Below are 14,420 nucleotides of genomic sequence, written 5' to 3'. Positions count from 1 at the left end.
CGGGGACCCGGACTTTGGTCCGGTCAGTCGGCCTCGCTCAGAAGCGCACGCTTCAGCACCTTGCCGTTGCTGTTCTTAGGCAGTTCCCGGAGGAAGCGGTAGCTTTTGGGGCGTTTGAAGCGGGCGATCGAACTGAGACAATGGGCGTCGAGTGCATCGGCGCCAAGTTTCTTGCCGGGGACGGGGACTACATAGGCCACGACGTTCTCGCCCCATTCGGGATCCGCCTCGCCTACGACTGCCACTTCTGCGACGTCGGGATGTGCCAGCAGTGCCTCTTCCACCTCGCGAGGATAGATGTTGGTGCCACCCGAGATGATCACGTCCTTCGACCGATCCCTGAGCGTCAGGCATCCGCGTTCATCGAACGATCCGAGGTCGCCCGTATGTAGCCACCCGCCGCGCAGGGCCTGTGCCGTCGCCTCCGGATTGTTCCAATATCCTGCCATGACCACGTCGCCCCTGCAGACGATTTCTCCGATGGTCCCCGCAGGTAAGGCCTTGCCGTTCCTATCGACAACCTTCACCTCCACGCCAGTCCTGGGCCAGCCCACCGACCCGAGGATCGCATCGTCCTCGGTGGCGTGATCGGACCGCCTCAATCCCGTGATCGTCATCGGAGCCTCGCCCTGCCCGTAGAGCTGGGCAAAGGCCTGGCCGAACGTCGCAAGAGACTGGCGTAGTTCGCTAAGATACATGGGCCCGCCGCCATAGACGATGAGGTGAAGGTTCGCGGGAACCCGGCCGGCCGCCTCGCAGACAATACGCACGCGTTGGAGCATCGTCGGGGCGAGAAACGCAGCTACGCGCGGATGCACATCGCAGAGCCGAAGAAAGTTTGCAGGCTCGAATACGCCGGCCCCCGGGACGACCTGGCGTGCGCCCCGCGCGATATAGGGCAGCATGTAGAGCCCCGAGCCGTGTGACATGGGGGCGGAGTGGATCAGACTTGAATCATGGCCGACATCGTCGAAATCGGCGAGGTGCGCGACGCTCATGGCCATGAGGTTGCGGTGCGTGAGCATCGCGCCCTTGGATCGCCCCGTGGTTCCGCTGGTGTAGAACAGCCATGCGACATCCTCGGGGGCCACTTCCGCTGGTTCCGACGCCTCGCCCGTGAAAAGGGCTGTGTAGTCCCGGCTGCCTATCTCGATCATCGGCGTTCGCTGCGCCAGGGGGGCAAGGTTCTGCGCTATCGAAGTCGAGGCCATAATCACGATGGGCGACGAATCCTCGACGACGTCGGCGATCTCGCGAGGATGCAACTTCGCGTTGACCGGCACGGCCACCATTCCCGCGGCCCAGATCGCGAACATGATCTCGACAAGCTCGGGGCGATTCTTGGCAGCGACAAGAACCCTGTCGCCGGGCTTGCCCATCCGGCCGAAACGCGACGCGAGTTGCAGTGAACGGTGTCTGAGTTCGTCAAAAGTCGCGACGAGCGTCTCGTCGCAATAAACCGCGCCAGCTTGCGCGTGCCGGATGGCGGCCTGGTCAAGAAGCGAATAGACGTTCATTTCGCGGCGAGCCCGCACTGTTCCATCCAATCGAAGAGGAGGCGGTTCGCCTGTGCGAGGAGCTCGGGCTGGCCGGCGTAGTAGTGCGTGGCCCCTTCGATCCTTTCGAATCGCTTGTTCAACGACACGGCCGCATCGAATATCGCACGGGCATGAGGCTGAGGCACAGCATCGTCCGCCGTGTTCTCGATCACCAGCAGAGGGACATGAATGTTGGCGATGCATTGCAGACCATCGGCCTGGCTGTCGTCGATAGACCATTGCGATAGCCAGGCACGCAGCGTCGAAAATCGTCCTAGCCCGACCGGCCCCGTGTTCACGGTCTCGGGATTGCCGAGGTAGCACCATCCAGGTCGGCGATCGTTTGGATCGATCCGGGTGTCGAGGAAACGTGGATCGGCGAGTGTGCGATGCGTGACGAACCCCCTCTCGACCTCGGCTCCGCCTTTGCGTTTGAGATCGTCGAGGCAAGTCTTCACCCACTCCGTGATCCGCCGCACGCGCGCCAACTGCGCGGCGCGATACTCGAGTAGGAAATCTTCACTGTAGGGCGGGCGATTGGGGTTCGACGGGTCGTAAATGTCGAGACGAGAATTACGCCGGTCGGGATGATTCTCGTCGACTACGGACGGATCGATGATGTCGAGCAGCAGTCTTGCCCGCGATATGTGAGCCGCCTGGAACACCACGGCATCTGCTGGGATCAGCCTGGCGTTTCGGATGTCCACGGGATCACCCGCCGGGGTATGGGTGATTGTCGGATTTTCGGCCTGCGCCTGATAGAAGAGCGACAAGGAACCACCTCCGCTCCACCCCAGCAGCACGATCTTGCGATAGCCGAGTACGTGTTTCGCGTGCCTTATGTATGCCCCAAGGTCGAGTAGGACCTTTTCGAGGATCGCCGCGGTGTCGTTCCGGGCGTACCGACTTGCAGCGCAAAGGACATGAGCACCGCGATGGGCTGCGGCGCGCGGAACGGGCAAGAGCTGAAGGGTCGATGCCGGATGCATCATGACCACGAGAGTATCGGATTCCACGCCCCGCGGCCGAATGAGAATGCCCTCCAGATTGACGGCGCCCTGGTTGCCCGCAAAGCCGTAGGTCTCAACGAAGGCGGACGACTCATTGTAGGCGATGTGCAGCCATTCGAAGTCCAAGTCGTACGCAACATCCATAGGTAGTCCTCTTCCACGAGCGAGAGACGTCGCACTGGCTCTCGGCCATGGCCGCTATCGCTCAGTGCGACCGAATTGTGTCCCCTTGATCGGGGACATCCAAGGCGACTGCCTTGCGGCAGGGCAACACCACGCGACCGGCAAGGCGTTTTGTCGACCGCAACCTGCTTTGACCTTGAATAACGATCCGGATGATGGGGCGCAGTCCCTTGGGGAAGGGACTGCAAGCACACAGGTCAGCCTGCACCTTGCGGAAGTACCAGATACCTGCGCCGAAAATTGGGAGCCTGAAATGGCTGAATTGCCTTCGACCGACGGATTTATCGCCAAGGAGAACCCTGGCCTCACCCCCCGAATGCTGAACCATGCGGCCTGGGTCACGCATGACGTGGAGAAAACCGCAGAGTTCTACACGCGGATCATGGGCATGGCTCTCGCAAGCACTGTCTATGACGACAGCGTGCCCTCGACGGGCGATGCCTTTCCCTACTTTCACATCTTCTTCCGCATGCGCGATGGCTCAACTATCGCCTTCTTCGAGGCGCCGGGACTGCCTCAGCGGCCAGAGCCCTCGCACCCCGCTTATGACATCTTCGATCATATCGCTCTCGAAGCGCGCGACCGGGAAGAGGTGGACCAGTGGCACGCTTGGCTTGTGTCAAACGGGATCGATGTCGTGGGTCCGACGGATCACAAGGGGCTGATCTACAGCATCTACTTCCACGATCCCAATGGGTTGCGGCTCGAGATAACGACTCCGCTGGACACCGAATGGAACCGGCATTCCGAGCAGGCCGCCGCTGATCTGAAGATGTGGTGCGATGCCAAGAAGGACGCTCTCGCCAGCAATCGGGACGTTCCAGAGGCACTTGTCGAACTGATCCGCGATACACGCAAGCGCTACGCAAAGGACGTCTAGGCGATCACGCCCGAGCCGATCCTTAGACGCCGCTGCGCTTGCACGCGATGTCGGGGGCGGATCGGGCCAACGTATCTAGTTGGGTAACAGTTTACGATCCAGGCGCGAGGCATGCTCGCGATAGGACGAGCGGCCCATCATGGCCGACCACTGCTCGATATACCACAGCAGCAGCTCGCGTTGGCTGCCAATCACCAAGCGCTGATAAGCCCGCTTGCGGTAAGTCATGACCGTCTCTTCGCCGACGCCGAGATCGACCGCGATACCCGCGGTGGAGATGCCGAACACAATCCGCGCGCAGACCTGAGCTTCGCGTTTCGGGAGCTGGACATCGGCCCGCTCCATAGTCATCTCGATCTCGGCAAGAGAGGTGAGGGCAAGCGAAAAGCGCGCGCGGCTGTCAATGATGTCGGTGTGCTTGGCGACGAGCGACATCAAGGTGGCGGCGATGCTGCCAAGATCGCTGAGCTCTCCGTCACTGGCTAGACCGCGTTCCTCGGGACGCAAGATGCTAAGGGCTATCGTACTGTCCCCGCATGAGCCCCACAGGAGGATGCGTTCGCGTATGTGAGTGCGTCCATAAAGGCGGTTGCGGTGATCTCCTGCGGGAAGCGCACGGATATCCGTGCGCTTCATGCCCAAGCCTGAACTGGGTGCACCGCTCATGGCAGCGGCGATACCCGCGTCGTTTCGCCAATAGGATCCGGAGAGAAACAGCGAGAACTGTCGATGGGCGGTGTCGGTGCCGTCACGGCTCGCGGCCAGGATCTCGGAAGGCTGCTGATCATTGAACCGAAACAAAGTGCAGTGTTCCGCCCCGCATGTCGCATTCAACAGCGAAACGAGTTCTTGTCCGAACCGCTCGTCGCCGAGGCTATCGATGACACTGGGAAGGCATTGGAAAAGCGTTGACGGAAGTTGGGTCGCAATCGGCGCGCGTTCGCGCATGGCCTTCTCCTGCACCCCGCGCTTTCTGTCCCTAACGAGCGAGCACGGATTGCCGGCGATAATACCGCCGGGAGGGGCCAACCTCAAGCCTTTGAACCCCCGTTCTTGTCCCTCGGGCACGGGACTGGCTTTGGCTGCATCGAGCCGTACAACCCATATTCGCGCTCTTAGTGGACCGAGAAGGGATTCGACATGAAGGTTGCAGCGATCGATGCTGTTCCGTTCCGGATCCCGCTGCTTCATCCGGTAAAATTCGCCGTGGGCGAGATTGGCCATCTCGAGCACATCCTCGTCCGCATCCGCAGCGGCGAGGGACTGGAGGGATGGGCCGAGGCACCCGCAAGGCAGATGATCTACGGCGAGACCATCAAGTCGATGGTCGCGGCGATCGAGGACCATTTTGCCCCGGCTCTTCGCGGCCTCGATTTTCACAATGTCGAAGAGGCCTGGCATCGAATGGAGCGCCTGCCCGGGAACCACTGCGCGAAGGCAGGCGTCGACATGGCGCTCCATGACCTGATCGCGAAGGCAGCCGGATTGCCGCTCAGGCAACTGTTGGGGGGCTATTCACGCTCGATCGAGGTCTGCCATATATTGGGCACCGGCGCGCCGGCTGAGGTTGCCGCGCAAGCAGCGGATCTTCGCGGTCGTTTTGGGCTGCGATGGTTCAAGCTGAAAGGCGGTATGGACCCGCGCGGCGATACGGCGATGATCGCGGCCGTGCGGGACGCCCTCGGCAGCGATGCGCAGCTCACAGTCGATTGCAACCAAGCCTACCCTGCTCATATCGCCGAGCGCCTGGTCGAGGAATGGGATCGCTTCGACCTGGCCTGGATCGAGGAACCTTGTGCGGGTGCCGATCCTCAGGGGCGCGGCCGGGTAGCCCGCGCCTGTCGCACGCCGCTCATGCTTGACGAAAGCGCGTTTCTTCCCCGCGATGTCGCTGCGGAAGCGATGCTCGGCAATTGCCGGATTGCGGCGGTCAAGATGGCGCGGACGGGTATAACGAAGTCACGCAAGGTCTTGGCCTTGGCCGAAGTGCACGGCATGCGAACGGTCGTCGGAGGGCAGGCGGAAAGCGAACTGGGTGCAATGTTCGGCGCTCATTTCGCCGCGGCCCACCGAGCGACCGCCCAGAGCGCGGCCGAACTGTCTTTCTTCCTCGATGCCACCGAGCGGATCACCACCGAGAGCCTGCAGATCGTCGACGGCAAGATCACGCTGCCCGATCAGCCCGGCATCGGCCTCGATCTCGACGAGGACCGTCTTCGTCGTTGCCTGATGTAGCGCGTCGCTCATCGGCGGCTTGCTTGCCGCGGCAAGACTACATGAAACACGCGAGTTGCCATGATCGATCTTCATTTCTCTCCCACGCCCAACGGCCAGAAGATCACGATCGCGCTTGAGGAACTGGGTCTTTCTCACCGTCTGATCGCCTATGATATCTTCGCCGGGGATCAACATTCGTCCGAATTGGGCGCGATCAACCCCAATCACAAGCTGCCGGCCATTGTCGATCATGAACCGTCCTTCGGCGGCGCACCACACGCGGTCTTCGAATCTGCGGCCATTCTTCAGTATCTTGCGGAGAAGACCGGCAAGCTTCTGCCAAAGTCGCCGCGAGCTCGGAGCGATGCGTTGCAATGGCTGATCTGGCAGGCGGCCTGTCTTGGTCCGATGTCGGGGCAAGCCAGTCATTTCATCCGCTATGCCCCCGTGCATATCGACTATGCCATCGAACGTTATTCTCGGGAGCAGGCGAGGCTCCTTGCGGTCCTTGAGCGAAGACTGGCGAAAAGCGAGTTCATCGGCGGCGAGGAATACTCGATCGCCGACATAGCCATCTGGCCAAGCCGGGCGGCCGCGGCCGACATGGGTTTCGACATGACAGCCTACCCCCATACCGGACGTTGGTTGCTCGCGATCGGCCAGCGCCCGGCAGTCCAGCGAGGCCGAACCGCCGAGCGAGCGATGCCGGAGAAGTATTCTCGGGCCCGCGTCGATCTCACCTCCGGGGAGTGGAACCACATGTTCTCGCCGAGGGCCGGCGAAAATCCCGCATTTCTCAATTCCGGCAATGAGATTTCGACCTCGGTCGACACTTCGGCCGGGCCAAAATCACAGGAAAATCAATGAACGCGCAATCAAGTCCGGGACCTCTGCTTTCCGGTCTTCGTGTCCTGGAGATCGGCCATTTCGTCGCGGCGCCATTTTGCACGCGTTTGCTCGGCGATCTGGGAGCGGATATCATCAAGGTCGAACCGCGCGCAGGAGATCCAGCGCGGCAATGGGGGGCTATGCTCGATGGTCGATCACTCTGGTGGTCCATGCATGGTCGCAACAAGCGCTGTGTCACTATCGACCTGAAGAGCGCGAAGGGACGTGATCTCGTCCTGGCGCTGGTTGCGGAATGCGATGTGCTCGTCGAGAATTTTCGGCCAGGCCAGCTTGAAAGATTAGGATTGGGGCCGGAAATCCTTCGTAAGGCTTGTCCCGGCCTCATCGTCGCTCACATTTCGGGCTATGGGCAGGATGGTCCGGGCGCCGATCGGGCTGCCTTTGGTGTCATCGGCGAGGCAATCGGCGGGCTGCGCCACCTCACCAACCATCCGCCCGGCACATTCGAGCTTCCGCCGGTGCGTGTCGGTATCAGCATCGGCGATTCCATCGCGGGTCTCTACGCGGCGTTCGGCGTGATGGCGGCGCTCTGGCAACGCGATCGCGTGAAGGGCGACGCAATTGCGCGGACCATTGACGTCGCCCTTACAGAGAGCGTGTTGAGCATGATGGAGGGCATGCTGCCTGAGTATGGAGCGCTCGGCGCGATCAAGCAGCCGACCGGGGGCGGTATCGCAACTGCAGCGCCAAGCAACGCCTATCCGACCGCCGACAGGCAATGGGTCCTGATCGCGGCGAACTCGGAACCGCTCTTCGCCAGGTTGATGACCCTGATCGGGCGTCCAGAGCTGATCGGTGCGCCAGGCTATGCGAGCAATCCCGAACGTGTGGCGAATGCCGCCCGACTGGACACGCTCATCGGTGAATGGAGCCGTCGCTATGACGCAGAGGTTCTTACCACGCTGCTCGACGAGAATGATATTCCCAATTCGAAGGCGTACACCGCGTCGGATTGCGCCGCAGACCCGCAATATCTCGCCCGCGGCATGGTGCGCGAGGTGCCCGACAAGCACTTCGGGACGGTATTGCAGGCTGGGATGGTTCCGCACGTGCCCGAATCCCCTGGTACCGTACGATGGACGGGGCCCGACATCGGTGAACACAACCACGAGGTCTTGATCGAGCTGCTGGGGCTGGACCCGCCCGCGATCGAAGCCCTCGAGCGCGAGGGGGTGATATGAGCAAAAGCAGTCCCGTGACGATCGTCGAGGTGGGCCCCCGCGACGGCTTTCAGTCGATCGGTCCGTTTATTCCTACGGCGACCAAAATTGCATTGATCGGCCGCCTGCACGACGCCGGTCTGCGCCGGATGGAGATCACGTCTTTCGTCAGCCCAAGCGCGCTGCCGCAACTCGCGGATGCGGAAGACGTCGTTTCCGCCGCGGCGACCCTGCATGACCTGGATTCGCAGGTACTCGTGCCAACCCTGCGTCATGCGGAACGAGCGCTGGCGGCCGGCGCGCGCCATCTCAGCGCCGTTCTTTCGGTCAGCGAGAGGCACAATATAGGCAATGTCCGGCGAACCCCGCTGGAATCCGCAGCCGACTATGCGGCGATCATTGCTGCAGCATCCCCGGACATCCGCATCCGCCTCAATCTTGCGACGTCGTTCGATTGCCCTCACGTCGGCTGCATTGGCGAAGAAGCGGTGCTTGGACTTCTCGAAATTCTCCTTGCTGCCACGACCGACGTTGAGGTCGCGCTTTGCGATACGACAGGCCGGGCGGATCCCCGACACGTTCGCAGCCTATTCGCAAGCGCCCAGGCCCGCTTTCCGGAAGTCTCAGCCTGGGCCTTCCATGGGCATGACACGTTTGGCTTAGGCGCAGCAAATGCGCTCGCTGCCTGGGATGCCGGCGTCCGTGTTTTCGATGCCGCGATCGCGGGGCTGGGCGGGTGTCCGTTTGCCCCAGGCGCGACCGGTAACGTCGCCACCGAGGACCTCGTCTGGATGTTCTCGCGCATGGGCGCGGATACCGGCATCGAACTTGATCGATTGCTTGCGGTAGCACGAAACGTTGCCGATCTTCCCGGCGCACAAGTCGGTGGTCGGGTGCGGCAAGCTATGGAGGCGAGGGCCTGCCTCGCCGTTGCCCAGTGAACGCGGCACGCCATCCGCGGCTTCTCTTCGAGAAGATCTGGGACGCGCACGTCGTCGGCGACATCGGAGAAGGCGCGGTCCTGGTCTACATCGACCGCCATCTCGTCAACGAGGTTACCAGTCCCCAGGCATTCGAAGGTTTGCGCCTCGCCGGGCGGTCAGTGCGGCGTCCGGGTGCGACGATCGCCGTTGCCGATCACAACGTTCCGACCGGCGATCGGAGTGGCGGTGTCGCCGCAATCGCTGATATCGACAGTCGCCTGCAGGTTCAGACTCTCGAGCGCAATGTCGAGGAATTCGGCGTTCCCTATATTCCGCTGGTCAGCCGGCAGCAGGGCATCGTGCATGTCGTGGGGCCCGAACTTGGCTTGACTTTGCCCGGGATGACCATCGTGTGCGGCGACAGTCATACCTCGACACACGGTGCCTTCGGCGCACTGGCTTTCGGCATTGGATCGTCGGAGGTGGAACACGTGTTGGCCACGCAGACCCTCGTTCAACAAAAGCCGAAGTCCATGTTGATTAAAGTCAACAACAGGCTCGGCGCAGGGATCACTCCCAAGGACCTGATCCTGCATATCATTGGGAAGATCGGCACGGCCGGAGCCACGGGCCATGTCATCGAATATGCTGGCGAGGCCGTGACTGCTCTCGAAATGGCAGGGCGGATGACACTCTGCAACATGTCGATCGAGGCGGGTGCCCGAGCCGGGATGATCGCCCCCGACGAGACGGTCTACGCCTGGCTGCGGAACTGCCCCCACGCGCCCAAGGGGGAGGCTTTCGAGGCCGCGGTGGCGCAGTGGGAAACACTGCGTTCCGACAAGGGCGCCACCTTTGACAAAACCTTGATCATCGATGGGCGCGACGTCGCGCCAATGGTGACCTGGGGGACGAGCCCGGAGGCGGTGACGACCATAGATGGGCTCATTCCCGATCCCGCGGTGATCGAGGACACTGCCAAGCGCAAGGCGGTCATGGCGATGCTCGACTACATGGGATTGGAACCAGGGCGTCCGATCAAAGGCTTGCCCGTCGATATCGTTTTCATCGGAAGCTGCACGAACGGAAGGATCGAGGACTTGCGAGCCGCTGCTGAGGTGATCCGCGGCCGCCGCGTCGCTGCGGGTGTCCGCGGTCTCGTTGTCCCTGGCTCCGGCGAAGTGAAAGGGGCTGCTGAGGCCGAGGGCCTGGACAGGATTTTCCTCGAGGCGGGGTTTGAATGGCGCGAGCCAGGTTGTTCGATGTGTCTGGGAATGAACCCGGACCAGGTGCCGCCTGGTCAACGATGCGCATCGACTTCCAATCGCAATTTTGCCGGCAGACAGGGCCCCGGTTCGCGCACGCACCTGGTGGCGCCAGCGATGGCGGCGGCGGCGGCAATTGCGGGGGAGCTCGTGGACGTGAGGGAAATCGCTCGATGAAGCTGAGACTGCTTGGCTTGACCATGATCGCCCTCGTCTCGTCGGCGGCCGCCCCCCGGGCGGAGCCCGGCCATGCTGACCGGCTATGGCGGCTCGATTGCGGAACGATCTTCGTGCCGGTTCTCGACCGTTTGTCGGACAGCTATCGATATCCAGGCCAGTCCCGCGAGCTCGTGGTCAGCTGCTACCTGATCAAGAAAGGCGGATCGTACCTTTTGTGGGACACGGGTTTTTCGCGTGACCTCGTCGCGTCGGCAGACGCCAACCAACCTCGCCCCACCCAGGCGCGCAAAACGATCGTCGAACAGTTGAGGCGCCTCGGTATCAAGCCAGAGCAGGTCGCCTTCGTGGGAATAAGCCACTACCACTACGACCATGTCGGCCAGGCCGGGAACTTCCCCTCCGCTACCCTCCTGATCGGCCAGCAGGATCTGGCGGTTGCGCGCGCTAGTGAGGCGGTCGGTCGTCCGCTTGCGCACTGGTTTCAATCGGGTGCGAGCGTAAGGGCCGTTCAGGCGGACGAGGATGTCTACGGCGACGGTAGCGTCACCATGCTGAACCTGCCGGGGCACACGTCCGGCCATCATGGTTTGCTCATTCGCCTCGCGAGTGGGCCGGTGTTGCTTTCCGGAGACGTCGCCCACTTCCACGGCAACCTTGATGCCAACGAGGTCCCATCGGTCAATGTCGACCGGGCTGCATCGCTCGCTTCGATGGACCGGTATCGCAGGATCGCTCAAGCCCTTCGGGCCAATGTCATCATCCAGCACGATCCCGACGACGTGGGCAAGCTGCCAGTGTTCCCAGAAGGAAAAGAATGATGGAACCCGTTCGCGACATTGCTGGGCAGGCAATTCCGCTGCGCATCGACAATGTCGATACGGACATGATCATCCCGGCAAAATACCTCAAGACGATTACCCGCAAGGGACTGGCGTCCGGAGCCTTTGAAGCATTGCGATCACGGCCGGGCAATCTGCTCGACGACCCTGCCTATGCCGGTGCCAGCATTCTCGTGGCTGGAGATAATTTCGGCTGCGGGTCGAGCAGGGAGCACGCGCCCTGGGCCTTGCTGGACCTCGGCATTCGCTGCGTGATAGCGCCAAGCATAGCCGACATATTCTACAACAACTGTTTCAAGAACGGCATTCTGCCCATCAGGCTTCCACTTCGATCTGTCGAGCGTCTGATGGGGCTCGCTGCCGCGCCGCCGACCTCGCAAATGACCGTCAGCCTGGTCAATCAGACCATTGCCAGTGCCGATGGCGTGACCGAGCATTTCGAGATCGATACGGCTCGAAAGGCCGACCTCATCAAGGGTGTCGACGAGATCGATCGATCGCTTCGCGAAGCGCAGGCGATCCAAAGGTTCGAAGCCCACGATCGCACGGCCCGCCCGTGGGTCCGCGATATGGCCAGTGATTTTCTCGTGTGAGTTTCGCGTCCCCAAACGCGGGGACAGTCCCCCAGGCAAATCTGCCCTACATTGGGTTTAACCGGAGTGGATGCGCAGCCGAGCGGACCACCCGACATTTGAATGCGGAGAGAATGCAATGTCGACGAACGCTGCCCAGGAAAACACCCTTCGCGTTCGACCGCTGCACGACTTGTTCGGGGTCGAGGTAAGCGGCGTCGATTTCAGCAAGCCCATTCCGGACGCCACGGCGCGCGAAATTCTCGATCTCGCGGACCGCTACTTCGTCTTGCTTTTCAAGGGCGGGCACCTGAGCGAGCCCCAGCATGTCGCCTTTACGCAAGCGCTGGGACCGATCATCCCTCCGGTGGAGAGAGCCTTCGCATCCACCAGCAACGATATGCTTCTGCGGCTTGGCAATGTCGCCATGGATGGTAGCAAACTTCCAGATGACAGCGCTGCCGCCAACTATGGCGACGCAGGGGAGCCTTGGCATTCCGATGGATCGTTCAAGACCGAGCCGAACTATCTGACGATTCTGCACGCATTGGAGATACCGCCCGAACGCGGAGACACTTGGTACGCGTCGACCGTTGCGGCCTACGAAGCCTTGCCCGACGCGACGAAGGCACGCATTGCGGGTCTTGAGATGTCACACCCCTATCCCAGTCAGCACAAGAAGACCGCCGACTGGAAAGCCCAGCAATTCGAGGAAGTCCATCACCCGCTCGCGCGCCCGATACCGGGTGGCAAGACCGCGCTGTTTCTCGCGCACCCCAAGTCCAATGGCAAGATATCCGGGATTTCGTCCGAAGAAAGCGACGCGCTGCTCGCGGAACTGTACGAGTTCATGACGGACGAACGCTTCATTTATAAGCATAAGTGGGAGCTCGGAGACACCCTGCTGTGGAACAACCGCGGTGTCGTGCACAGCGCTAGAGGATGGGACAAAGCGCGGCACCGCCGCCTATTGCAGCGTAGCGAGACTGCGGCTGCACGCAGTTTTTGAACGCCGCCGCTCCCGGCGCTGGGTTAGTTCTGGTCGAAACCATTATGTTTCCTCACCTAGAAGAAGAGCTTGCGGCGATACCATTTTCCGGTGATCTGCCTCAGCATTGCGTTGTTCCGCATGGACTCCGAGATCAGCCAAAATCGCGCTGGCCCACGCGCGGATTGAAACCCGCCTTGCGTTCATGAGCGCGCTTCTTCTAGGAACCGCGCTAGGGTCCTACGGTTGCGCTCGTCGGATCACTCGTGCATCCACGGGGTGGCTTGGGCATCATGTTCAGCCTTGGATGTGTGGCGGGACATGGCCGAAGCGAAAAAGTCGCGGGAACGCACCACTGCCAGAGGCGATGCGACCCGCAATCAGATCCTCGACGCTTCGGAGGTCCTGTTCGGCAGCAACGGTTATCTTGGAACTTCGCTACGCGACATTGCCGAGCAGGCGGGGGTGCGCATGGGGCTGGTGCACTATCATTTCGGCAACAAGCACGAGATACTCGACGCTGCCCTCGAGCGAAAACTGGGCTTGCTGCGCGAAACGATCGCGACGAGCTTCGCTCAGGCCGACGAGAAGGCAGCCGGTGAACTCGATCTGGAAGCGATGGTCACGGCCTTCATCCTTCCGTTCCTGCACGCCGTATCGACGGATGAGGATCCGCTGCGCAGCTACATCATCATGACCTCGCACCTCATGAGTTCCTACCGTCTACCGGAACTGCGGCCGATCCTGGGCAAGCTCAGCTCCATTTCGGAAATCCTGGTCGATCGGCTCAAAAAGCATCGCCCTCAAATCGGCGAAAAGAACCTCTTGGCGGGCGTCTACCTGATCGAGGCCGCGCTGATCTTCATGGTCCAGGATCCCGGCTTCCTCGACGACCTCAGCCAGAACCATCACTCTGTCGGGCGCCTGGAAGACATCGCGCAGCCGGCTCTGCGTTTCTTCGCCCGCGGCCTGGAGAGCCTGCAGAACCCATCCTGATCGTTTTGATAGGTTGGTCGACCGACCTAGTTTGCTATCCATCCCTCAACGAAGCGGCCCGATCGAACAGCCGCGCGCACGGAGACGATCTGCCCATGCCGTGGGCGTCGCCGTGGGAGGGAAAGGAGGCTTTGTGACGAGGCAGGAGCTTGATGCGCTGACGCTCGATGGCCGCGATCCCGCGAACCTGCGCGGCGATCCCATCACTGGCGATCGTTATACCTCGCGAGACTTCATGCAGTGTGAATGGGACCAGATGTGGACCCGCATCTGGCACGTCGCCGGCCGCACGGCCGAGCTCGAAGATGCGGGCGACTATGTCGTCCACGATTTCATGAACGAGTCCGTGTTCTGCGTCCGGCAGGAAGACGGTTCGATCAAGGCGTTCTACAATGCCTGCGGACACCGCGGTCAGCGCCTCGTCTGGGGCAGCAGTTTCCAGGAGCGCTTCCAGTGCCCTTACCACGGCTGGATCTGGGGCAAGGACGGCGTCCTCTCATCGGCGCAGGACCCAGAGGATTTTCCGCAGGGCAATCCCTGCGGCAAGCTCAAGCTCAGGGAACTGCGTTGCGCGACCTGGGGCGGCTTCGTCTGGTACACGATGGACGACGAGGCGCCCGAGCTGCTCGACTATCTCGCGCCGATGCCCGAGCTCTATCGCAACTATCCGATGGACACCGCCGTGCGCGTGTTCTGGATGAAGATCGATCTCGACACGAACTGGAAGTTCGCGACCGACAACTTCTCCGAAAGCTATCAC

The 14,420-nt window shown here is 61.7% G+C and carries 14 protein-coding genes; 11 read left to right on the top strand and 3 right to left on the bottom strand.

Going from position 1 to position 14,420, the window contains the following annotated elements; genetic code table 11:
- Nucleotides 1-23: 23 nt before the first annotated feature.
- Together OLX23_RS24455 and OLX23_RS24450 are read right to left on the bottom strand one after the other, a co-directional pair.
- Complete coding sequence (locus tag OLX23_RS24455) at nt 24-1,517, bottom strand: AMP-binding protein (protein ID WP_264447965.1); 1,494 nt, start codon at nt 1,515-1,517, stop codon at nt 24-26.
- Nucleotides 1,514-2,692 carry an alpha/beta hydrolase family protein gene (locus OLX23_RS24450; RefSeq protein WP_264447964.1) on the bottom strand — a complete coding sequence of 393 codons (1,179 nt, stop codon included), beginning with the start codon at nt 2,690-2,692 and terminating at the stop codon, nt 1,514-1,516. The genes OLX23_RS24455 and OLX23_RS24450 overlap by 4 nt, the downstream gene beginning before the upstream one ends.
- 292 nt (nt 2,693-2,984) lie before the next feature.
- Here OLX23_RS24450 and OLX23_RS24445 point away from each other — a divergent pair, with 292 nt between their 5' ends.
- Nucleotides 2,985-3,611 carry a VOC family protein gene (locus tag OLX23_RS24445; protein WP_264447963.1) on the top strand — a complete coding sequence of 209 codons (627 nt, stop codon included), beginning with the start codon at nt 2,985-2,987 and terminating at the stop codon, nt 3,609-3,611.
- A 75-nt stretch (nt 3,612-3,686) separates the two neighbouring features.
- Here the strand turns inward: OLX23_RS24445 and OLX23_RS24440 are convergent, their stop codons facing one another.
- Nucleotides 3,687-4,559 carry a helix-turn-helix transcriptional regulator gene (locus OLX23_RS24440; RefSeq protein WP_264447962.1) on the bottom strand — a complete coding sequence of 291 codons (873 nt, stop codon included), beginning with the start codon at nt 4,557-4,559 and terminating at the stop codon, nt 3,687-3,689.
- Nucleotides 4,560-4,751: 192 nt separating this feature from the next.
- Here OLX23_RS24440 and OLX23_RS24435 point away from each other — a divergent pair, with 192 nt between their 5' ends.
- From OLX23_RS24435 to OLX23_RS24390, 10 genes are all read left to right on the top strand, one after another.
- A complete protein-coding gene (locus tag OLX23_RS24435) occupies nt 4,752-5,846 on the top strand; it encodes a mandelate racemase/muconate lactonizing enzyme family protein (RefSeq protein WP_264447961.1) in 1,095 nt (364 codons plus the stop codon).
- Between the two features lie 60 nt (nt 5,847-5,906).
- Nucleotides 5,907-6,695, top strand: a complete 789-nt coding sequence (locus OLX23_RS24430; RefSeq protein WP_264447960.1) for a glutathione S-transferase N-terminal domain-containing protein — start codon at nt 5,907-5,909, stop codon at nt 6,693-6,695.
- Nucleotides 6,692-7,918, top strand: coding sequence for a CaiB/BaiF CoA transferase family protein (locus tag OLX23_RS24425; protein WP_264447958.1), 1,227 nt, complete (start codon nt 6,692-6,694; stop codon nt 7,916-7,918). The genes OLX23_RS24430 and OLX23_RS24425 overlap by 4 nt, the downstream gene beginning before the upstream one ends.
- Before the next feature lie 14 nt (nt 7,919-7,932).
- Nucleotides 7,933-8,838 (top strand): hydroxymethylglutaryl-CoA lyase, encoded by a 906-nt coding sequence (locus OLX23_RS24420; RefSeq protein WP_264447957.1) that lies wholly within the window; start codon nt 7,933-7,935, stop codon nt 8,836-8,838.
- Nucleotides 8,835-10,262: a 3-isopropylmalate dehydratase large subunit gene (gene leuC / locus OLX23_RS24415; protein ID WP_264447956.1), complete on the top strand. Its 1,428-nt coding sequence runs from the start codon at nt 8,835-8,837 to the stop codon at nt 10,260-10,262. Before OLX23_RS24420 ends, leuC begins: the two co-directional genes overlap by 4 nt.
- Nucleotides 10,259-11,083, top strand: coding sequence for an N-acyl homoserine lactonase family protein (locus OLX23_RS24410; protein ID WP_264447955.1), 825 nt, complete (start codon nt 10,259-10,261; stop codon nt 11,081-11,083). The genes leuC and OLX23_RS24410 overlap by 4 nt, the downstream gene beginning before the upstream one ends.
- On the top strand, nt 11,083-11,697 hold the full coding sequence (gene leuD, locus OLX23_RS24405; RefSeq protein ID WP_264448032.1) for a 3-isopropylmalate dehydratase small subunit: 615 nt from the start codon (nt 11,083-11,085) through the stop codon (nt 11,695-11,697). The genes OLX23_RS24410 and leuD overlap by 1 nt, the downstream gene beginning before the upstream one ends.
- Before the next feature lie 118 nt (nt 11,698-11,815).
- Nucleotides 11,816-12,685 carry a TauD/TfdA dioxygenase family protein gene (locus OLX23_RS24400; protein ID WP_264447954.1) on the top strand — a complete coding sequence of 290 codons (870 nt, stop codon included), beginning with the start codon at nt 11,816-11,818 and terminating at the stop codon, nt 12,683-12,685.
- 300 nt (nt 12,686-12,985) lie between these two features.
- Nucleotides 12,986-13,660 carry a TetR/AcrR family transcriptional regulator gene (locus tag OLX23_RS24395; protein ID WP_264447951.1) on the top strand — a complete coding sequence of 225 codons (675 nt, stop codon included), beginning with the start codon at nt 12,986-12,988 and terminating at the stop codon, nt 13,658-13,660.
- A 133-nt stretch (nt 13,661-13,793) separates the two neighbouring features.
- Nucleotides 13,794-14,420: aromatic ring-hydroxylating oxygenase subunit alpha (locus OLX23_RS24390; RefSeq protein WP_264447950.1), on the top strand; the 627-nt coding region annotated here is incomplete at its 3' end.

This window comes from Novosphingobium sp. JCM 18896, assembly GCF_025938095.1.
In the GTDB taxonomy this organism is placed as follows: domain Bacteria; phylum Pseudomonadota; class Alphaproteobacteria; order Sphingomonadales; family Sphingomonadaceae; genus Novosphingobium.
This window is presented reverse-complemented; position numbering and strand designations above follow the sequence as displayed.